Raw genomic sequence first — 20,778 nt, forward strand, 5'->3', positions numbered from 1 at the left:
CTCTCGGGCGGGCGGTCAGCGCACGAAGGAGGGGGCTCCGGAGCCGGCGGCGAGCCAGCCGAGGGCGTGGCCGATCCGCTCGGCGGACGAGACGGCGAGGTCCGCGGGGACGTCGTCGGGCGCGAACCAGGCGACCTCGGTGGACTCGTCGTCGGCGACGTGCGCCCGTGCGGCCGACGCGGGGCTCGTCGCGCGGCACAGGAAGCACAGGTCGAGGTACTGCGAGCGGTCGCCGTTCGGGTACTCGACAGGCGGTGTGACGGTGACCGCCACGAGCGCGTCGACCACGACGTCGACGCCCGTCTCCTCGCGCACCTCGCGGGCCAGCCCGACGGCCGGGTCCTCTCCCGGCTCGAGGATGCCGGAGACCACCGCCCACAGGCCGTTGTCGGCGCGGCGTCCGAGCAGCAGCCGGCCGTCGTCGTCGAGCACGACGGCGGACACGCCCGGCAGCCACAGCAGGTCGTGGCCGACGTGGGAGCGCAGGGCGGCGACGAAGTCGGGGACGGGCATGTCGCCGACCCTACGGCCGTCCGGCGCCGATCGCCGGGCCGCCGCCGGGGCCGTCGTCAGGCGACGAGCGACTGACCGCCGTCGACGAACACCTCCGTGCCGGTCACGTGGCTCGCCGCGTCGGACACGAGGTAGGCGATGGTCGCCGCGACCTGCGCGGCCACGCCGGGCTGCTCGCCCGTCAGCGGGATCTGTCCCTCGGGGAACTCGGCGGGCACGCCGAGGTCCTCGGTGTGCCGCTGCTCGGTGTTGTCGCCGATCTCGGTGTCGATCGCCCCGGGGCACACGGAGTTGACGCGCACCCCGCGCGGGCCGAGCTCGACGGCGGCCATGCGGGCGAACGCGACCTGGCCGGCCTTGCTCGTCGCGTAGGCCGAGGCGCCGGAGTTGCTGAACGTCCGGGTGCCGTTGATCGACGACACCACGACGACCGCGCCGCCCTGCCGCACGAGCAGGGGCGCCGCGAACCGCAGGGTGTGGAACGTCCCGGTGAGGTTCGTGGCGATCGTGTCGGCCCATTCCTGCGGTGTCAGCTCCTCGAGCGGGGCCCAGACGCCGTTCACGCCGGCGTTGGCGACGACGACGTCGAGCCGGCCGAGCTCGCGCTCGACCCGGGCGACCACGTCGCGCACGGCGCCGGCGTCCGCGACGTCGGCCGCCACGGGCAGCACCGTGCCGCCGCCGCTCCGGATCTCGTCGGCGACGTCGTCGGCGCTCTCCTGCCGGTGTCCGAGCGCGACCACCGTGGCCCCCTCGCGGGCGAGGAGCACCGCCGTCGCGCGCCCGATGCCCGACCCCGCACCCGTGACCAGCGCGACCTTGCCGTCCAGACCCTGCATCGTCCCCGCCCCTCTGTGACTGACACCTCGACCTCTCGACCGTCTCGACGCTAGGGACGAGGACGGATGCTCGCGCGCCGGTCGCGGCGCGGACGGACCGGATGATGGACGCGAGTGGACGGACCCGGGAGGTGCGACGTACCGTCGTGGCCGTGGACATCCGTTGGTATTGGCGCTTTACGCCGGCTCCGGTAGGGGCTCGGCGGGCTGACGCCTGACCGACACCACTTCACCGGAGCCAGCACAGGGCCTGGGACGCATCGTGCGTCCGGGCCCTTCGTCGTCAGACGGGCCGCTCCGGTCGGGCATGGACCACGGTTCGAGAAGTCACGACGACGACGCCGAGCCCCACCCCGACCGCCCCGCCGCCGACACCCTCCAGGAGCCCCACGATGAGCACCGCCACCGGCACCACGCCCGCCACCACCGCCCGCACCGCGCCGTCCGATACCGGCCGGCCGCATACTGACCTGATGGCAGAGACCTCCGACCTGCGGGTCCGCGCGCTCGACCCGCTGCCCGCGCCGGGCGCCATGCGGGCGGAGCTGCCGCTCGGCACCCCGCGCAGCGACCTCGTCACGACGTCCCGACGCGAGGTGCGCGACGTCCTGCGCGGCGAGGACGACCGCCTGCTCGTCATCGTCGGCCCGTGCTCCGTGCACGACCCGGCCGCCGCGCTCGACTACGCCCGACGTCTGGCGCCGGTGGCGCGCGAGCTGTCGGACGACCTGGTCGTCGTGATGCGGGTGTACTTCGAGAAGCCGCGCACCACGGTGGGCTGGAAGGGCCTCATCAACGACCCGCACCTGGACGGCTCCCACGACGTGCACCACGGGCTGCGCCTGGCGCGCGAGGTGCTGCTGGGCGTGCTCGACGCCGGCGTACCCGCCGCGTGCGAGTTCCTCGAGCCGACGAGCCCGCAGTACATCGCCGACGCCGTGACCTGGGGCGCGATCGGCGCGCGCAACGCGGAGTCGCAGGTGCACCGGCAGCTCGCGTCCGGCCTGTCGATGCCGGTGGGGTTCAAGAACGCGACGGACGGCGACGTGCAGATCGCCGTCGACGGGTGCATCACGGCGGCGAGCGAGCACACCTTCTTCGGGGCGGACGCGGAGGGGCGCGCGGCCGCGGTCGAGACGACCGGCAACCCGGACTGCCACGTCATCCTGCGCGGCGGGCGCGGCGGCCCGAACTACTCCGAGAAGGACGTCGCGGACGCGCTGGCGGTGGCGCGCACGTCCGGCCTCGGCGGGGCCGTGGAGGCGGGCGTCGTGGTGGACGCGTCGCACGGCAACTCCGGCAAGGACCACGTGCGCCAGGCCGAGGTGGTGCGGGAGCTCGCGGCGCGCGTCGCCGACGGCGAGCGGGACGTCACCGGGCTGATGATGGAGAGCTTCCTCGTGGCGGGCGCCCAGAAGCCGGGGCCGCTCGACGGCCTCGTCTACGGCCAGTCCGTCACCGACGCGTGCCTCGACTGGGACACCACGGCCGACCTGCTCGGCGTCCTCGCCGCCGCCGTGCGGGAGCGTCGGGAGGGCTGACCGGGCCGACGTCCGTCCCTGCTTGCCGCCTTCCGCCTGGGGGACGACAGGCGCCGGGGACGGACGTCGGGCCGCGTGTCAGCGGTCGAGCCGCAGCACGATCCCCGGGCGGACGGGACGCCGGTACCAACCGGCGGCGAGCAGCTCCCGGCGCACGGCCGGCCCCACCTCGCCGCGCCAGGCGTCCCGGCCCGAGAAGCGCCGGACCACGGTCTGCGGGGTCACGATGCGGTTCTGTCGCCGGCGGTCGGCGAAGACCGCCTCGGGGGTCGAGTGCACGTCCCGACCGTCGATCTCGACGAGGAGCGCCCGGCCGTCGGGCAGCAGCCAGGCCAGGTCGATGCGGGCGAACGGCCGCCCCTCACCATCGGCGACCGGGAGCTGCAGGACGTCAGGCGGACACCCGGAGTCGACGCAGGACAGGCGTGCCCAGGTCTCGGCCGGTGACTCCGCGTCCCCGTCGGCCGACGGCCACCAGCCGTGGGTGCGTGCGATCCCGGGGTGGCGTGCGGCAGAGGCGTGCGCCGCCGTCAGCTCCGACGGGGTGAGGAGCCGCTGGTGCAGGGCCGAGTCCATGAGGGCCACCGCGTGCCTCCGGTCCAGCGCAGGCACCGCCTGGACCAGCGCGTCCGGGACCGTGGCCGCCGGGAACCCGCCGGGGGCGGTGCGTGCCCGGACCACGATCCGACGGAGGCGTACCGGCGGGCGCGGCCGGCGGGCGGCCCCGGTGGGCAGGGTGACCTCGGGCTCGACGACCTGCGGAGCTCCCAGCACGCCGTGCAGGACCAGCGCGCACAGGCCTGTCGCGACCGCACCCGGGTGGGCGAGCACCCCGAGGACCGCCGCACGTCGTCGGGCGTGGTCGACGGGATGCGTGCCGTACGCCGGCCCGACGTCGTAGACCGTCCGTGCCGCCACCTGCCAGTCGCCGCGCCGGACGTGCGCCGCGGCCTGGTCGCGGGTCACGCCATGCTCCAGGCACTGCCCGACGGACACCAGCCCCGCCTGCCGACCGGCGACGGCCAGCAGCGGGTCGGGCACGGGCGGCAGACGTCGAGGCACGCGTCCGAGTGCACCAGGACGGAGCCGCCGCCGGGCCCGTTCTCCACAGGCAGCCCGACCTCCGTCCCTGGAGCGGGTCTTCCCGCCGGCTGAGAGCAGTGTGCAGGGACGGACGTTGCCGGGGGAGTGACCAGCGGCACACCCCTGAGGCCCATCCGGGACGCCGATCGCGCCGAACCACGGGTGTCCCGGACGGTCCGGGATCGGACACGCGGGGAGCCGATGGCGATCGATCCGGCCGGGCCGGTGCGGCAGACTGGCCAGGTGCCGCCAGCCACGACGCCTCCGAGGTCGGCCGACGCCGCCCTCGTGGCGTGCGTCGGCGCGGACCCGGCCACGTTCGGGCCCGTCTACGACGCGCTCGCGCCCGTCGCGTACGGCGTCTCCGTCGGCGTGCTCCGCGACCCGGACCACGCCGCCGAGGTGACGCAGGAGGTGATGGTGGAGGTGTGGCAGACCGCAGCCCGGTTCGACCCGGCGCGCGCCTCCGCGCGCACCTGGGTCGCGACGCTCGCCCGCAGGCGGGCCGTGGACCGTGTCCGCGCGGAGCAGTCCCGGCGCGACCGCGACCAGCGCGACCTCGACGCCTCGACCGCGACCCCCGTGCACGACGTCGTCGCCGAGGACGTCGAGCGGAGGCTCGAGGGCGCGGCGGTACGACGCTGCCTCGACTCGCTCACGGCGACGCAGCGGGAGGCCGTCGTCGAGGCCTACTACGGCGGCCGCACGTACCGCGAGGTCGCAGAGCGCCTCGGCGCCGCGCTGCCGACGGTCAAGAGCCGGATCCGCGACGGCCTCGGCCGCCTGCGCGACTGCCTGGGGGTGGCCCGTGCCTGACGACGACACGACGCGCGACGCCTGGGACCTGCTCCCCGCGTACGCCCTCGACGCCGTGGACGACCTGGAGCGGCGCGCCGTCGAGCGGCTGCTGGAGTCCGACCCCGACGCGCGGCGCGCCCTCGACGAGTACCGCGACGTCGTCGCCGCGTTCGCGGTGGAGGAGGAGCCGCCGGCGCACGTGCGCGACGCGGTGCTCGCGCGGGTAGCAGGCACCCCGCAGGACGCCGCGCGGGGGGCGACCGCCGTGCCCGTGGCGCCGGCCGCCCGGCCGCGCCGTCGGTGGGGCCTGGTCGCCGCCGCGGCGGCCGCCGTGGTCGCCGTCGCCGTGCCGACCACGATCGCCGTCCAGGAGCACCGCGAGGCGACCCGGCTGGAGGCGCAGGCGGACCGCGTCGCGCAGATGCTCGCCGACCCGGACGCCCGCCTCGTCACGGCACCCGTGGAGGGCGGAGGCGAGGCCACCGCCCTGGTCTCCGGCGACGACGTCCTGGTCTCCGCCGAGGGCATGCCCGCCCCCGGTGAGGGTCACGACTGGCAGCTGTGGATCGTCGCCGACGACACGCCCGTGTCGGCAGGCCTGATGCCGGCGGCCTCCGGCGGCGTGTCGCGCGCGCTCGTCCAGGGCGGCGCCGGGCACGTGGTCGCGGTGACGCTGGAGCCCGCGGGAGGCTCGGCTCAGCCGACCACCGACCCCGTGCTGGCGATCGAGTCCTGACTCCCCGGGCGCCGGCCGCGGGAGGTCCACGCACGCCGGGCCGCCGCACCCCCTGCGTGCGGCGGCCCTGCGAGCCTCGTGACGGACGACCGGGGTCCCCGGAGCGGCGTCACATCGGCGGCATCAGCACCGAGTCGACGAGGTAGACGGTGGCGTTCTGGGTCATCACGCCGCCGCAGACGACGTTGGCGTCGTTGACCTTGAGCTCGTCGCCGGAACCGGTGACCTCGAGGGTGTCGCCCTGGACGGTCTCGTGCTCCCCGGCGATGTCCTCGGGCAGGATCTGGCCGGGTACCACGTGGTAGGTGAGCACCGTGGTCAGGAGGTCGGCGTCCGTGGCGAGGGTGTCGAGGGTCTCCTTGTCCACCTCGGCGAACGCGTCGTCGACCGGCGCGAACACGGTGAACTCGCCGCCGTTGAGGGTGTCGACCAGGTCGACGTCGGGGTTGAGCTCGCCGCTGACGGCCTTCGTCAGCGTGGTGAGCATCGGGTTGTTGGACGCGGCCACGGCGACCGGGTCGGTCGACATGCCCGTGATGGAGCCGGCGCCGTCGGGCACCTGCTCGGCGTAGGCGTCGCAGCCGGGGCCGACGAGGTTCGCCGCCAGGTCGGCGGACATGTCCTCGCTCATCTCGTCCGACGGCTCGTCGGAGGCCATCGGCGACTCCTCGGCCATCGTCTCCTCGGAGCCGGACCCGGCGGCGTCGGAGCCGGAGTCGGACGAACAGGCGGCGAGCCCCAGCAGGGCCAGGGTGGCGAAGCCGGCGGCGGCGGTGCGGGTGCGAGTGCGGACGTTCATCGTTCTCTCTCCTTGCGTCGTCGCCCCTCCGGTCCGGGGCGCTCGACGGGGGTTCGGAGCGGGCGCCGCGTCGGATGGGTGTCGTCCGCGACCCCATCCGCCGGCCCCGCGGTTCCGAACGACGGGCATGGAGACCCTGGTCCTGATCGGTCTGCTCGGTGGCCTCATCACCGGCATCTCGCCGTGCATCCTGCCGATGCTCCCGGTGATCTTCTTCGCCGGCGGGGTGCAGGGCGCGCGCGAACCGGCGCTGCGGTTCGACGTGCCGACGGCGGTGCGCACCGGTGCGGGCGGGCAGGTCGAGACGGGCGTCGCGCCGACCGGCGGGGGAGCCGCCGTCGACCTGGCGGACCGGCCCGCCCGCGCCCGTGCGCGGTCGTGGCGCCCGTACCTCGTCATCGCCGGCCTGGTGCTGAGCTTCAGCGCGATGACGCTGCTGGGCTCGCTGGTCCTGGGCGCGCTCGGGCTGCCGCAGGACCTGCTGCGCTGGGTCGGCATCGTGCTGCTCGCGGCCCTCGGGGTCGGGATGATCGTGCCGCGGTTCGAGGAGGTGCTGGAGCGCCCCTTCCTGCGGCTCGCGTCGCTGGGGTCGCGCCGCGCGGCAGGCCAGGACCGGGGCGCGTTCCTGCTCGGCCTCGGGCTGGGGGTGCTCTACGTGCCGTGCGCCGGCCCGGTCCTCGCGGCGATCACGGTCGCCGGCGCGACGGGCGACATCGGGCCGGGGACGGTGGCCCTCACGGTGTCGTTCGCCGTCGGCGCGGCGGTGCCGCTGCTGGTCTTCGCGCTCGCCGGACGACGCGTCGCGGAACGGGTCTCGGCGTTCCGCCGCCACCAGCGCGGCATCCGGGTCACGGGCGGCGTCGTCGTCCTCCTGCTGGCGGGGGCCCTGGCGCTGAACCTGCCCCAGCAGCTGCAGCGCGCGCTGCCGGACTACACCGGCGCGCTGCAGCAGCAGGTGGACGAGAACGCCTCCGTGCAGGACGCGCTCGACCTGGGCGGGATCGTCACCGACGCGAACCGGGAGCTGTCGAACTGCTCCAACGGGTCGGCGGAGCTGGCCGACTGCGGCACCGCTCCGCCGCTCACCGGCATCACGCGGTGGCTCAACACCCCGGACGGCGCGGCGCTGGACCTGGACGACCTGCGCGGGAAGGTCGTGCTCATCGACTTCTGGACCTACTCCTGCATCAACTGCCAGCGCGCCGTCCCGCACGTGAACGCCTGGTACGACGCGTACGAGGACGCCGGCCTCGAGGTGATCGGGGTGCACACGCCGGAGTTCGCCTTCGAGCGCGAGACGCGCAACGTCGTCGCCGGCGCCCGCGACCTCGGCGTCGAGTACCCGATCGCGCAGGACAACTCCTACTCCACGTGGACGACGTACCGGAACCGGTACTGGCCGGCCGAGTACCTGATCGACGCCGAGGGCACCGTCCGCTACATCAAGCACGGGGAGGGCGGCTACGACGTCACCGAGCAGCACGTCCGTGACCTGCTGCGCGCCGCCGACCCGGACGTCGACCTGCCGCCCGCCACGGACGTCGCGGACACGACGCCCGGCGAGGACACGACCCCGGAGACCTACCTCGCCCTCAACAAGGTGTTCAACTACTCGGGCTCCCCCGAGTACGGCTCCGGCCGGGAGGCGTACTCCCACCCGGACGGCCAGCCGCGCGACACCTTCTCCCTCGGCGGCACGTGGGACGTCGACTTCCAGGGCGCGACGGCGGGCTCCGGCGACGCGACCCTGCGGCTCGCGTACCGCTCGACCGACGTGTTCAGCGTCCTCGGCGGCGAGGGGACGGTCACCGCCCGCGTGCTCGCCGACGACGGCAGCGTGCGCGCCGAGCGCGAGATCGACGTGTCCGGGAACCCGACGCTGTACGACGTGCTGCGCGGGGACGGGCCGACCGAGGGCGTCGTGGAGCTCGACGTGCCCGACGGCGTCGCGGTCTACACGTTCACCTTCGGGTGACCTGGCAGGTCACGACCAGCCCTCCGCCCCCTGCGCCCACGGGCCGACGCGCACCTCGGCGCCGTCGAGCACGTCGAGCTCGGTGATCGGGACCAGCGGGACCGGATCTCCGTCCGGGACGGCGACGACGTCCACCGTCGTGGTGACGTCCGGGTCGTTCGCCGTCGACATGGCCCGCCACTCCACGGTCGCCAGCGCGCGCTCGCCCACCGGCACGACGACGCGGCCCGCGACGACGCCGGGCGCGGACGGCTCGGTCGTGACGTCGTCCTGCGGCTCGCCGTCGGCGTCCCGGAAGGTCAGCCGCGGCACGCCGTCGAGGGCGCACGGCCGCCCGGACACGTTCTCGGCGAGCACGGCGAGATACCGGCCGCCGGCCGCGGCGTCCGGCGTGCCGAGGGTGAGGCGGAGGTCGTCGCCCGCGCAGGCAGGGGCGTCGTCGTCGGCCGGCCACGCCCCGACGCCCGCGGGCAGCGGCACGGTGTGCTCCTCGGGCGTCGGAGGCGGCGCGGCCGCGACCCAGCCGTCGACGCGCGCGGCGTAGCCCGGCTCGGTGAGCGTGTACGCGAGGTGGCGGCCCCCGGCGTCGCGGGCGGGGTCGTCGAGCCAGCGCGCGACGCCGTCCGCCTCGGGGGACGACGTCGGCCCGGCGAGGCCGACCTGGAGCGTCAGCGCGGTGTCGCCCGCCGCCGTCGTGCCCGCGGGGAACTCCGCGTGCACGACGACCGACGCCACGCCCGGCCGCCCGGCCGCGTCGACGGCCAGCCGCGCGGCCGCCACCACGGGGACGCGCCCGGAGGCGTCGTACCGTACGGCGTCGTCGGCGGTGCCGAGCGACGCGGCGATCTTGTGCTCCGCGGCCTCCTCCGCCAGCCGCACGAGTCCCTCTCCGTCGGCCGCCTCCGCGCTGGCGCCGCTCACCGTCGTCGCGCCCGCACGGCGGAGGACGACGGCGTCAGCGACGGAGGACGCGTCGCCGTCCTCGGTCACCCACGCGGTCAGCGGGTAGACCTCGACGCCGTGCACGGTCCGCGGGTCGCCGGTGTGCACCGCCGTGGTGCGGGACAGCGTACGCACCCCGTCGACCCGCGCTGCCGCGAGCAGACCGTCCGCCCGCGCGGCGGCCGCGCTCGCGGCCTCGGGGGAGAGCCCGTCGTCCAGCACGACGTCGACCGTCGCGAGGGCGACGTCGCCGTCCTTCGCGTCGCGGAAGGCCACCTCGTAGCCGGTGACCTCCGCGGAGACGACGCCGGGGAGGTCGGCTACCCGGCTGGCGGCCGCGCGCAGCTCGTCCGGCACGGGGTCCCAGGGGCGCCAGACGGCGACGAGAGCCGCGAGCGCGGCGGCCACGATCAGGGCGCTCACCAGCACGAAGATGCGTCGTCGGGTCACGACGGGAGCGTGCCAGACCCGCGGGACGGGTGAGCGGCGGACCTGGGCGCGCCCTGTGCAGATGCTGCGCCATTCCGGATGAGAACCCCCTCATGGTCGCCTCATCCGTGACTCAGGCAACCTCCGCAGGGTGACCAGGGTGCGACAGATCTCAGCGGTCGAACCCGAGCTCCCGGCGCGACGCCGGGTCGCGTTCTACTCCCACGACACGCAGGGCCTCGGCCACGTGCGGCGCACGTCGCTGCTGGCGCGCGCGGTGGCGGACGCCGACCCGGACGTCGACGTGCTCCTCCTGTCCGGCGCGCGGGAGGCGACGAGCCTGCCCCTGCCGGAGCGCACGGAGGTCGTGACGCTGCCGCGCGTCGGCAAGGACCCGGACCTGGGCTACGGCCCACGCGCCTGGGGCGGCACGCTGGACGACGTCGTCCGTGTCCGGGCGGGCGTGCTCGACGGCGCGCTGGCCGCGTTCCGCCCCGACGTGCTCGTGGTGGACAAGGTGCCGCTCGGCGTCGGCGGCGAGCTGCTGCTCGCGCTGCGGCGGCTGCGCGCCGAGGGCGGGACCGCGTGCGTGCTCGGGCTGCGCGACGTGCTCGACACCCCCGAGGTCGCCGTCCGCGAGTGGCACGAGCAGCGCAGCACGTCCGTCGTCGAGCGGTTCTTCGACGAGGTGTGGGTGTACGGCGACGCGCACGTCTACGACCCGCTCGCCGAGTACGCGCTGCCCGACCACATCGCCGCCCGCACGGTGTTCACCGGATACCTCGGTCGCGGTCGCGCGTCCCTCGCCGAGCCGGTGCGCGAGGGGGCGCCCTACGTCCTCTGCCTGGTCGGCGGCGGGCAGGACGGCGCGTCCCTCGCGGAGGCGTTCGCCGCCGCGCCGCTGCCCGTGGGCCACCGGGGAGTGCTCGTCACCGGGCCGTACCTGCCGGAGACGACGCGGGACCGGCTGCACGCCGTCGCCGCCGGCCGCGACGACCTCGAGGTGCACGCGTTCGTGCGCGACGTCGTGCCCCTGGTCGAGGGCGCCGCCGCCGTCGTGACGATGGGCGGCTACAACTCCGTGTGCGAGCTGCTGGCGTCCGGCCGGCCCGGCCTCGTCGTGCCGCGCACCCATCCCCGCGCCGAGCAGCTCGTGCGGGCCCGCCGGCTCGCCGACCTCGGTCTGCTCGACGTCCTCGTCGGCGCGATCACCCCCGAGCGGGTGGCCGCCTGGCTCGCCCGCACCGCCGCCGACGACGCGGCCCGGCGCCCGGAGGTCGACGTCGACCTCGACGGGCTGTCGCGCGTCCCGGAGCTCGTCGACGCGCTCGTGGATCGGCTCGCCCACCGGAACGAAGCCGCCGCCCGCCCGGCGGCAGCCACCCCGCACCCGCAGGACCAGCAGGAGGAGGAGCACCGTGCCACGGCCTGAGACCACCCCCATGACTCCCTCGACGACGGCACCGACCCCGCGCGTCGGCTACGTGACCAAGATGTACCCGCGCTTCTCGGAGACGTTCATCGTCAACGAGGTCCGCGGCCTGGAGCGCCGCGGCCTGGAGATCGAGATCTTCTCGTTGCGCGCCCCCGTCGACACCCGCTTCCACGCGGCGCTGGCCGACGTCGCCGCGCCGGTCCGGTTCGTGCCGCGTGCGGCCCGCGCGTCGGACGCGTGGTGGGCGCTCGCGGAGGCCCACGACCGGCTCGACCTGCGCAGCCTGCCCGCCGCCGTGCTCGCGGACCTGCTCGCCGCCGACCCGGAGGACGCCGTGCAGGCGCTGTGGGTCGCGTCCGCCGCGCACGACGCCGGCCTGACACACCTGCACGCGCACTTCGGGTCGGTCGCGACGACGGTCGCGCGGCTCGCCGCCGCCGTCCTCGGCATCGGGTACACGTTCACCGCGCACGCGAAGGACATCTTCCACGAGTCGGTGGACCCGGCCGACCTGCGGACGAAGCTCGCCGACGCGCGCGCCGTCGTGACCGTGAGCGACCACAACCTCGCCTACCTGCGCGACACCTACGGGCCCGCCGCGGACGCCGTCGTGCGCGTGTACAACGGGCTCGACCTCGACGAGTACGCCCGCACGACGGCGCCCCGACGGCCCGGGCGCGTGTGCGCCGTCGGGCGCCTCGTCGAGAAGAAGGGCTTCGGCGACCTCCTCGACGCGCTCGCCCTCCTCGTGGAGGCCGGCCGCGAGGTGCACCTCGACCTCGTCGGCTCCGGGCCGCAGGAGGCCGAGCTGCGCGACCGCGCCGCCGCGCTCGGCCTGCTGCGGTGCGGCGCGGAGCACGTGACGTTCCACGGCCCGCTGCCGCAGGACCGGGTGCGTGACGTGGTCGCGCGTGCCGCCGTCTTCGCCGCGCCGTGCGTGCTCGGCGCCGACGGCAACCGCGACGGCCTGCCCACCGTGCTGCTGGAGGCGATGGCCCTCGGCACCCCCGTCGTCTCGACGCCGGTCACCGGCATCCCCGAGGCGGTGCGCGACGGCGCGACCGGCCGGCTCGTGCCGCCCGGCGACGCCCCCGCGCTCGCCGCGGCGCTCGGCGCCCTGCTCGACGACCCGGGCGAGGCAGCCCGCCTCGCCGACGGCGCGCGCGCCCACATCGAGGCGGAGTTCGACGTCGTCGGCACGTCCCGCCGCCTGCTGGACGTGCTGGAGACCGCGGCGGCCACCGTCGCGGAGGGGAGGGCGGCATGAGGGTCGCGTACGTGAGCTCCGATCCGGGGGTGCCGGTGTTCGGCCGCAAGGGGTCGTCCGTGCACGTCCAGGCCGTGCTGCGCGAGCTGGTGCGCGCCGGCGCCGAGGTGCACGTCGTCACCACGCGCCCCGGCGACGACGTCCCCGAAGACCTCACCGACGTCGTCATGCACCGCGTCCGCGTGGCCCCGACCGGATCGACGGCCGGCCGCGAGCGGGCCCTGCGGGACGCTGACGACCGGGTCGGCGACCTCCTCGACGCGCTGCACGAGCGAGCCGGGATCGACCTCCTCTACGAGCGCTACTCCCTCTGGGGCACGGCGGCCACTGCCTGGGCGCGCGACGTCGGCGTCCCCAGCGTGCTGGAGGTGAACGCGCCGCTCGTCGCCGAGCAGCGCACCCACCGCGAGCTCGTCGACGAGGCAGCAGCCGAGCGCTGCGCCCGCGCGGCCGTCGGTGCGGCGACGGCAGTCGTGGCGGTGAGCGGGCCCGTCGCGGCCTGGGCGGCCGACCGCGCCGGCGAGCACCCGGAGAAGGTCCACGTGCTGGCGAACGGTGTGGACACCGGGCGGATCGTTCCGGCCGCGGACCGGTGCGGGGGCCGTCGCGACCTGCCGGACTCTTCGCGCGGACGCGTTCACGGGCGCCAGGGCGCGCTCCACGTCGGGAGGGAGACGTCCGCGCGAAGAGTCCGGCATGACGCGACGGCGTTCACCGTGCTGTTCGTCGGCACCCTCAAGCCGTGGCACGGGCTGGACGTGCTGGTCGACGCGTTCGCCGGCGTGCGCGACCGCGTGCCCGACGCGCGCCTGCTGCTCGTCGGCGACGGCCCCGAGCGCGAGGCGGTGCTCGCCCGGGCGAACGCGCTCGGGATCGCGGACGCCGTGGAGCACGCGGGCGCCGTCGCGCCGTCGGAGGTCCCCGCGCTGCTGCACCGGGCCGACGTCGCCGTGGCGCCGTACCCCGACCTCGACGACTTCTACTTCTCGCCGCTCAAGGTCTACGAGTACCTGGCGGCCGGGCTGCCGGTCGTGGCGAGCGCGGTGGGCGAGCTGCCCGACGCCCTGGAGCACGGCCGTGCCGGGGTGCTCGTGCCGCCGGGTGACGCCGCGGCGCTCGCCGACGCCGTCGTCGCGCTCGCGCACGACGGCGACCGCCGCGCCGCGCTCGGCGTCCGCGCCCGGGACGTCGCCGTCGAGCGGCACGACTGGTCGGTCGTCGTGCGCCGGGCGCTGGGGTTCGCGGGGGTCGCGCTTCCCGACACCTCGGCGGCCCTCGCCGACGGGGGTGGTCGCCGTGGCTGAGGATCGCCAGCGGTCGGTGCGGGCGGCGGGCCGGTCGTTCCGCCGGTTCTGGCCGCACCTGCGACACCACGTGCGGCCCGAGCGGCGGCTGCTCGTGCTGGGCGGCCTGGCGCTGCTCGCGGAGGTCGCGATGCGGCTGCTGGAGCCGTGGCCGCTGAAGTACGTGGTCGACGGGATCGTCGCGGCCACCGGGTCGAGCGTCGCCGGGCCGGCGCCCGCGAACCTCGGGCTCGTCATCGCGCTGGCCGCGGGGTCGCTGCTCGTCGTCGTCCTGCTGCGGGCGGGTGCCGCGTACGCCATGACGGTGTGCTTCGCGCTGGCCGGCAACCGCGTCCTCACGGGCGTGCGCGCGGACCTGTACGACCACCTGCAGCGGCTCAGCCTGAGGTTCCACGACGGCTCCACCACCGGCGACCTCGTCACCCGGCTCACCAGCGACGTCGGGCGGCTCAAGGAGGTGTCCGTCACCGCGATGCTGCCGATGCTGGGCAACGTCGTGACGCTCGTCGGGATGGTCGTGGTTGTCTCGGTGCTCGACCCGGTCCTGGCGCTCGTGATGCTCGTCGTCCTGCCCGTCTTCCTGCTCACCAGCGGCCGCCTGTCGCGGCGCATCCGGCACGTCTCGCGCGACCAGCGCAAGGCCGAGGGACAGCTCGCGTCCCTGGCCACCGAGTCGCTCGCGGCCGTGAAGGTGGTGCAGGCGTACTCGCTCGAGGACCGTATGAGCGCCGGGTTCGCCCGGTCCAACACGTCCTCCCTGCGCGAGGGGGTCAAGGCGAAGCGGCTGTCCGCCGGCCTCGAGCGCTCCACCGACGTGCTGGTCGGCCTCGCGACCGCCGTCGTGCTCTACGTGGGGGCGCAGCGCGTGCTCGACGGCGCCCTCACGCCGGGCGAGCTCACCGTCTTCCTCACCTACCTCAAGGCCGCGTTCAAGCCGATGCGCGACATCGCGAAGTACACCGGCCGCATCGCGCAGGCCGGCGCGTCGAGCGAGCGCGTCGTCGAGGTGCTGGAGCGCAGCCCCGAGGTGGTCGACGCGAGCTGGGCGCGCCCGCTGCGGGACGCCCGCGGCGACGTGCGGTTCGAGGGCGTGTGGTTCTCCTACGTGCCCGGCCACCCGGTGCTCCGAGGGCTCGACCTCGCCGTGCGGCCGGGGGAGCGGGTCGCGGTCGTCGGGACGTCCGGGGCCGGCAAGTCCAGCCTCGTCTCGCTGCTGTCCCGCCTGCGCGACCCCGAGTCCGGCGTCGTGCGGATCGACGGCCACAACCTGCGCGACCTCACGCTGCGCAGCGTGAGGCAGTCGGTCGCCGTCGTGCTGCAGGACAGCGTGCTGTTCCGGGGGACCGTGCGCGAGAACATCGCCGCCGCCGTCCCCGACGCCACCGACGCCCAGGTCGAGCGTGCCGCCCGCGTCGCGGGCGCGCACGACTTCGTCACCGCCCTGCCCGACGGCTACGACACGGTCGTGGGGGAGCGCGGCGCGACCCTGTCCGGCGGGCAGCGGCAGCGCATCGCCATCGCGCGCGCCGCGATGCTCGACGCGCCCGTCGTCCTGCTCGACGAGGCCATGACCGGCCTCGACGAGCAGACCGAGCGGGAGGTCGTCGACGCCATGCGCCGCCTCACCCGCGGCCGCACCACGTTCGTCGTGACGCACGACCTCGACGCCGCCCGCGACTGCGACCGCGTCGTGCGGCTCGACGCCGGGCGGATCGTGGCGTCCGGCCCGCCCGACGCCGTGCTCGGCGCGGCCGCCCCCGCGGGGGTGGGTCGTGGCTGAGCGGCTGATCGAGACACCCGGTCGCATCATGGACGGGGCGGCCGACCGCGTGGCCGACCGTGAGCTGGTCGCCCGCGACCCGGCCGTGCCGGCGCTGGCCGACCTCCTCGACCCGGCGGCGCTGGCGCGGAGGGTGGCGGCGGCGACGGGCACGTCGGGCGTCGTGACGCGGCCCTACCTGCGCTACAAGCCGCGCACCAGCTGCCTGCTCGCCGCGCGCTGGGTGCCCGACGTCGGCGCCCCGCGCGACCTCCTCGTACGTGCCTACGCCGACCACGCCCACCCCAAGCTCGCCAAGGCCCTGCGTCGTGCCGCGCCGGGCGACGTCGTGCTGGCGGACGCGGACGCCGGGCTGGTCGTGACCGGCTGGGCGGCCGACCGCGACCTGCCCGGAGCCCGGCTCCTCGCCCGCGGCGGTGCGTCGGCGGTGCTCGCCGACCTCGGCCTGCCCGGTGTCGGGCAGGACGGTGCCGGGCAGGACGGTGCAGGGCCGGACGGTCCCGGGCAGGGCGCAGCGGCCCGGCTGTTGCGGCACAACCCCGAGCGGCGCGCGGTGCTGCACGTGGCGACGGACGGCGGCGGCGTGCTCCTGCGCCTGGCGCGACCGACGGCGGTGCCGCGCGCCCTCGCCGGGTACGGGCTGCTCGCCGCGGCGGGCGTGCCCGCGTCGCGGGTCCTGGCGCACGACCCGAGCCGCGGGGTCGTCGTGACGCGGTGGGTGGACGGCGATCCGCTCGACGCGCTCGACGCCGCGGGCGCACTCGGTGACGCCGGGCTGCGCGACGTCGGCGCGGCGGTCGCGGCGCTGCACGGGTCGGCCACCGCGCTGCTGCCACGGCCCGCGCGGGACGTCCCCGCCCGGGCCGGGCTGCGGCCCGTGGCCGACGCGCTCGCGGGCCTGCTGCCGTGGCTCACGGAGACGGTCGGGCCGCTGGCCGACGCGCTCGACCGGCACCGGCCGACCGCCCCGGGCCGCGCCGTCCCGCTGCACGGGGACCTCTCGCTCGACCAGCTCGTGCGCGACCCCTCCGGCGCGCTGTGGCTCGTCGACGGCGACGCCGCCCGGTGGGGCGCTCCCGAGGAGGACCTGGGATCCCTGGCCGCGAGCCTCGTCCGGGCGCACGACGACGTCCCGGCGGCGGCCCGGCTCGCCGCCGTCCTCGCGGGGCGCGACGACGCGGGCGCGCCCGCCCCCGACCGGACCGCGCTGCGGCACGCGACCGCGGCGCACCTGCTGCGCCGCGCCACCGAGCCGTTCCGCCGCCGGGAGGCGGGCTGGGCGGACCGCACCGCGCGGCTCGTCGGCCTCGCCCGCGACGTCCTCGGCGGCGCCGGCGGTGACCTCGGGGACGTGCTCGACGCCGCGGCGTCGCGCGGCGGCCGTGCCCGCACCGGGACCGCCGCGGGCACGGCCGGGGCGCCCGCCGTGCCCGCACCGCCCGCCATGCCCGCGACGTCCACCGCGACGGACGGCACGGTCCCGCCGGCGGGACGGATCAGGTACGCGCCGGTCGCGTGCGCGCTGGCGGACGTCCTCGCCGACGACGGCCGGCGGCTCTCCGCCGTGGTCCCGCGGCGGGCGGACCGCCTGCTCGTGGTCGGCACCGAGGCCGACGGCCGGGTCGTCGCCGGCCGCTGGGACGCCGACGCGTGCACGGCGGCGGGCCTCGCCGTCCGGGTGGACGCCCGGGCGCGGGAGGTCGCCGGCGGCGGGCTGGTGCTCCAGCCCGACGGCGCCGACCCGGACCTGCCGTCGCTCGCCGCGCGCGTGCGGGACGGCGCGACGCTCGTCGCGCACCGCTCGGGACGACGCGGCGTGGTGCGCGACCCCTCCGGCACGTACACGAAGGTCACGCGGCCGGGGCGCGAGGCCGCCGACGTGGCGGTGCCGTCGGCGGCGTTCGCCACCCCGGAGGTCGTGGGCCGCGGCGACGGGTTCGTCACCACCACCGCGCTGCCCGGGCGCACGCTGCACGAGCTGCTGCGCGAGCCCGACGTGCCCGACGGCGGGCTCGACCCCGTGCCCGGCCTCGTGCTCGACGAAGCGGGGCGCGCGGTCGGGCGCGGGCTGCGGCTGCTGCAGGACGCGGCGCCGTCGGGCCTCGTGGCGCACGACGCCGAGGCCGAGGGTGCGGTCGTCGCCCGCTGGTGGGGGCTGGCCGCCGCCCACGGCGCGACGACCGACGCGGCCGCGGACGCCGTCGTCCGGCGGGTGCGTGCCGCGCTGGCCGCCGCCCCCGCGGGCCCCGCGGTGCTCGCGCACCGCGACCTGCACGACAAGCAGCTGCTCGTGCACCTCGACGACGACGCGGTCGCCGGCGGCGGGGTGCGCGTCGGCCTGCTCGACCTGGACCTCGCCGCCGTCGCGCACCCGGCGCTCGACCTGGCCAACCTGCTCGTGCACCTCGAGCTGCGCGTCCACCAGGGCCTGTGCCCGCCCGCCCGCGCTGCCCGCGTGGCCCGCGCCCTCGTCGACGGCTACGGCCACGGCTCCGGCTCCGACCCGGCCGCGCTGCGGGCCTGGGCGACCGCCGCCCGGGCCCGCCTCGCCGCGGTGTACGCCTTCCGACCGGCGCCCCGCGACGTGCCCGGCGCGCTCCTGACCGACCTCGACCGGCCCCTGCCGTTCGAGCCCGCCCTGCTCACCCTGGAGGACCGATGACGCACGCCACCACGACCACCGCCACGACCACCGCAGGGACCGCAGCCGACGCCGCCGTGCCCGAGCCCACGCGCGTCACCGTGATCGGCACGGGCTACCTGGGCGCGACGCACGCGGCGTGCCTGGCCGAGCTGGGCTACGACGTGCTCGGCCTGGACACCGACCCGGCGAAGATCGCCGACCTGGCCGCGGGGCGCCTGCCGTTCTACGAGCCCGGGCTGGCGGGGCTCGTCGAGCGGCACACCGCCGCCGGGCGCCTCCGGTTCACGACCGATCCGGCGGAGGCGGCCGCGTTCGCGGACCTGCACTTCGTGTGCGTCGGCACGCCGCAGCGCCGGGACTCGATGGCCGCGGACACGAGCCACGTCGAGGCCGCCGTGGCCGCGCTCGTGCCGCACCTGCGCGGCGACGCGCTGCTCGTCGGCAAGTCCACCGTCCCCGTGGGCACGGCGGCCGGGCTGCAGGCGCTCGCCGACCGCCTCGCCCCCGCGGGCGTCGAGGTGGGCGTCGCGTGGAACCCGGAGTTCCTGCGCGAGGGCCGCGCCGTCGAGGACACGCTGCGCCCGGACCGGATCGTCGTCGGCGTCGCCGACCCGCGGCACGAGAAGGCGCTGCGCGAGCTGTACGCACCCGTCGTCGACGCCGGCGTGCCGTTCCTCGTCACCGACCTCGCCACGTCCGAGCTGGTCAAGGTGGCGGCGAACGCGTTCCTCGCCACGAAGATCTCGTTCGCCAACGCGATCGCCGAGCTGTGCGACGCCGCCGGCGGCGACGTCGTCGCGCTCACGGACGCGATCGGGCACGACGCCCGCATCGGGCACCAGTTCCTGAGCGCGGGCCTCGGCTTCGGCGGCGGCTGCCTGCCCAAGGACATCCGTGCCCTCATGGCCCGCGCCGGCGAGCTCGGCGTCGACGAGGCGCTGACGTTCCTGCGCGAGGTCGACGCCATCAACATGCGGCGCCGGTCGCGCGCCGTCGCGCTGGCGGTCGAGGAGTGCGGCGGCAGCGTGCTCGGGCGCCGCATCGCCGTCCTGGGCGCGGCGTTCAAGCCCGGCACCGACGACGTGCGCGACTCGCCCGCGCTCAACGTCGCCGCCCAGCTGCAGCTGCAGGGCGCGCACGTGCGCGTGCACGACCCGCGGGCCAACGCCACCGCCGCGCGCACGTTCCCCACGTTGGGCTACGCGGACACCGTCGAGGAGGCGGTCACCGGCGCCGACCTCGTGCTGCACCTCACCGAGTGGCAGGAGTTCCGCGACCTCGACCCGGCGGCCCTCGAGCCCGCGCGCCGCGTCGTCGTGGACGGTCGCAACGCGCTCGACGCCGACCGCTGGGCCGCCGCCGGCTGGCGGGTCCGCGCCCTCGGCCGCCCCGCAGTCGGCCCGGCGACGGTCAGCCCGTGAACGCCTCCAGCTCGGCGCGGGGGACCTGGCGGCGCGAGCGGATGAGCTCCTCGACGTCGTCCATGCGGTCCCACACGTTGACGGCCATGCCCGCCTGCACCTCGCCGTCGCGCAGCCAGAACGCGACGAGCTCGCGGTCGTCGACGGAGCCGCTGATCACGACCTCGGTGTCGCCGGCGCGCGGGTCGACGTAGCCCTTGTACTCCATCCCGACGTCGTACTGGTCGCTGAAGAAGTACGGGAGGACGTCGTAGGCGGCGTCGTCGCCGAGCATCGCGCGGCCGGCGTGCGCGCCCGTGTCCTGCGCCACGGCCCAGTGCTCCACGCGCAGCGGGCGGCCGTAGTGCGGTGAGGGGACGGACGCGATGTCGCCGGCGGCGAAGACGTCGGGCGCGGAGGTGCGCAGGGTGCCGTCGACGACGATCCCGCCGCCGAGGTCGCGCGAGCGCAGCTCGATGCCCGCGGCCGACGCGATGCCCACGTTGGGCGTGACGCCCACGCCCATCACCACGAGGTCGGCCTCGAGGTGGGTGCCGTCGGCCAGCTCGACGCCCTTGACCCGGCCGGACTCCCCGGTGAACGCGACGACGTCGCCCCGGTGGCGCAGGACGCCGCGCTCGTCGTGCACCCGCCCGTACAGGGAGCCGAGCTCCGGGCCGAGCGTGGCCTGGAGGGGGTGCTCGGTCTGGCCGACGAGGCACACGTCGAGACCGAGCATCCGGGCGGACGCCGCCACCTCGGTGCCGATCCAGCCGTCCCCGACGACGACCACCTTGCCCTCGCCCTCGAGCGACGCGGGCAGCAGGAGGCCGGCGAGCAGGTCCGCGTCGTCGACCGTCCGGAGGGTGTGCACGCCGATGAAGCTCCGGCCCGGCACCTGGAGCGCGCGGGGCGTGGAGCCGGTCGCGAGCAGCAGCCTCGAGTAGCCGAGCGTGGAGCCGTCGGCGAACGTCACCTCGTGGTCGGCGGGGGCGAGGTCCACGACGGTGGTGAGCGTGCGCAGGTCGATGGCGTGGTCGTCCCACCAGCCCGCCTTGAGCGGGTAGATGACGTCGGGCTCCGCCTGGCCCCGCAGGTAGTCCTTCGACAGCGGCGGGCGCTCGTACGGGCGGTGCCCCTCGGAGGTGACGACGACGAGGTGGACGTCGGGGTCCTGCTCGCGGACGGCCTCCACGGCCCTGGCGGCGGCCAGGCCGCCTCCGACGACGACGACGGGTGCGGTGGACGACGCGGGCATGGTGGACTCCTGACCAGCGGGGACGAGGGCTTCTG

General features: G+C 76.5%; 17 protein-coding genes. 10 read left to right on the top strand and 7 right to left on the bottom strand.

Annotation, left to right across the window (positions count from 1 at the left end):
• Positions 1-15: 15 nt before the first annotated feature.
• The 3 genes from ACFQ8T_RS08395 to ACFQ8T_RS08405 form a co-directional block, all read right to left on the bottom strand.
• Positions 16-513 (bottom strand): NUDIX domain-containing protein, encoded by a 498-nt coding sequence (locus ACFQ8T_RS08395; protein ID WP_430546093.1) that lies wholly within the window; start codon positions 511-513, stop codon positions 16-18.
• 56 nt (positions 514-569) lie between these two features.
• Entirely contained in the window at positions 570-1,352 is a 783-nt protein-coding gene (locus ACFQ8T_RS08400) for an SDR family oxidoreductase (RefSeq protein ID WP_430546094.1), read from the bottom strand.
• Between the two features lie 283 nt (positions 1,353-1,635).
• The gene (locus ACFQ8T_RS08405; protein WP_430546095.1) at positions 1,636-1,788 is read right to left on the bottom strand and encodes a hypothetical protein; all 153 of its coding nucleotides are present in this window, start codon (positions 1,786-1,788) and stop codon (positions 1,636-1,638) included.
• A 37-nt stretch (positions 1,789-1,825) separates the two neighbouring features.
• On the opposite strand from ACFQ8T_RS08405, the gene ACFQ8T_RS08410 reads away from it, so the two are divergent.
• Complete coding sequence (locus tag ACFQ8T_RS08410) at positions 1,826-2,893, top strand: 3-deoxy-7-phosphoheptulonate synthase (protein ID WP_430546096.1); 1,068 nt, start codon at positions 1,826-1,828, stop codon at positions 2,891-2,893.
• Between the two features lie 78 nt (positions 2,894-2,971).
• On the opposite strand, the gene ACFQ8T_RS08415 is transcribed toward ACFQ8T_RS08410, so the two are convergent.
• Positions 2,972-3,955 carry a hypothetical protein gene (locus tag ACFQ8T_RS08415; RefSeq protein WP_430546097.1) on the bottom strand — a complete coding sequence of 328 codons (984 nt, stop codon included), beginning with the start codon at positions 3,953-3,955 and terminating at the stop codon, positions 2,972-2,974.
• Between the two features lie 264 nt (positions 3,956-4,219).
• On the opposite strand from ACFQ8T_RS08415, the gene sigK reads away from it, so the two are divergent.
• Both sigK and ACFQ8T_RS08425 read left to right on the top strand, forming a co-directional pair.
• A complete protein-coding gene (gene sigK, locus ACFQ8T_RS08420) occupies positions 4,220-4,792 on the top strand; it encodes an ECF RNA polymerase sigma factor SigK (RefSeq protein ID WP_430546098.1) in 573 nt (190 codons plus the stop codon).
• Complete coding sequence (locus tag ACFQ8T_RS08425; protein ID WP_430546099.1) at positions 4,785-5,510, top strand: anti-sigma factor domain-containing protein; 726 nt, start codon at positions 4,785-4,787, stop codon at positions 5,508-5,510. The genes sigK and ACFQ8T_RS08425 overlap by 8 nt, the downstream gene beginning before the upstream one ends.
• Positions 5,511-5,619: 109 nt before the next feature.
• Here ACFQ8T_RS08425 and ACFQ8T_RS08430 read toward each other — a convergent pair whose 3' ends face one another.
• The gene (locus ACFQ8T_RS08430) at positions 5,620-6,309 is read right to left on the bottom strand and encodes a fasciclin domain-containing protein (RefSeq protein WP_430546100.1); all 690 of its coding nucleotides are present in this window, start codon (positions 6,307-6,309) and stop codon (positions 5,620-5,622) included.
• Between the two features lie 127 nt (positions 6,310-6,436).
• On the opposite strand from ACFQ8T_RS08430, the gene ACFQ8T_RS08435 reads away from it, so the two are divergent.
• Positions 6,437-8,284: a cytochrome c biogenesis protein CcdA gene (locus tag ACFQ8T_RS08435; RefSeq protein ID WP_430546101.1), complete on the top strand. Its 1,848-nt coding sequence runs from the start codon at positions 6,437-6,439 to the stop codon at positions 8,282-8,284.
• 9 nt (positions 8,285-8,293) lie between these two features.
• On the opposite strand, the gene ACFQ8T_RS08440 is transcribed toward ACFQ8T_RS08435, so the two are convergent.
• Positions 8,294-9,676, bottom strand: a complete 1,383-nt coding sequence (locus ACFQ8T_RS08440; RefSeq protein WP_430546102.1) for a DUF4232 domain-containing protein — start codon at positions 9,674-9,676, stop codon at positions 8,294-8,296.
• Positions 9,677-9,815: 139 nt separating this feature from the next.
• Between ACFQ8T_RS08440 and ACFQ8T_RS08445 the strand changes: the two genes are divergently transcribed.
• From ACFQ8T_RS08445 to ACFQ8T_RS08470, 6 genes are read left to right on the top strand one after another with little or no spacing between them, the layout of a single operon-like run.
• Entirely contained in the window at positions 9,816-11,087 is a 1,272-nt protein-coding gene (locus tag ACFQ8T_RS08445) for a glycosyltransferase family protein (protein ID WP_430546103.1), read from the top strand.
• A 10-nt stretch (positions 11,088-11,097) separates the two neighbouring features.
• The gene (locus ACFQ8T_RS08450) at positions 11,098-12,357 is read left to right on the top strand and encodes a glycosyltransferase family 4 protein (RefSeq protein ID WP_430546104.1); all 1,260 of its coding nucleotides are present in this window, start codon (positions 11,098-11,100) and stop codon (positions 12,355-12,357) included.
• Between the two features lie 11 nt (positions 12,358-12,368).
• Entirely contained in the window at positions 12,369-13,661 is a 1,293-nt protein-coding gene (locus ACFQ8T_RS08455) for a glycosyltransferase family 4 protein (RefSeq protein ID WP_430546105.1), read from the top strand.
• Positions 13,654-15,441, top strand: coding sequence for an ABC transporter ATP-binding protein (locus ACFQ8T_RS08460; RefSeq protein ID WP_430546106.1), 1,788 nt, complete (start codon positions 13,654-13,656; stop codon positions 15,439-15,441). The genes ACFQ8T_RS08455 and ACFQ8T_RS08460 overlap by 8 nt, the downstream gene beginning before the upstream one ends.
• A complete protein-coding gene (locus ACFQ8T_RS08465) occupies positions 15,434-18,103 on the top strand; it encodes a phosphotransferase (RefSeq protein WP_430546107.1) in 2,670 nt (889 codons plus the stop codon). The genes ACFQ8T_RS08460 and ACFQ8T_RS08465 overlap by 8 nt, the downstream gene beginning before the upstream one ends.
• Complete coding sequence (locus tag ACFQ8T_RS08470; protein WP_430546108.1) at positions 18,100-19,506, top strand: UDP-glucose dehydrogenase family protein; 1,407 nt, start codon at positions 18,100-18,102, stop codon at positions 19,504-19,506. Before ACFQ8T_RS08465 ends, ACFQ8T_RS08470 begins: the two co-directional genes overlap by 4 nt.
• On the opposite strand, the gene ACFQ8T_RS08475 is transcribed toward ACFQ8T_RS08470, so the two are convergent.
• Entirely contained in the window at positions 19,496-20,743 is a 1,248-nt protein-coding gene (locus ACFQ8T_RS08475; protein WP_430546109.1) for an NAD(P)/FAD-dependent oxidoreductase, read from the bottom strand. The two genes, ACFQ8T_RS08470 and ACFQ8T_RS08475, sit on opposite strands and share 11 nt — an antisense overlap.
• Positions 20,744-20,778 lie beyond the last annotated feature (35 nt).

The sequence above is a fragment of the Isoptericola sp. NPDC056618 genome, from assembly GCF_042792715.1.
Classification (GTDB): Bacteria; Actinomycetota; Actinomycetes; order Actinomycetales; family Cellulomonadaceae; genus Isoptericola; species Isoptericola nanjingensis.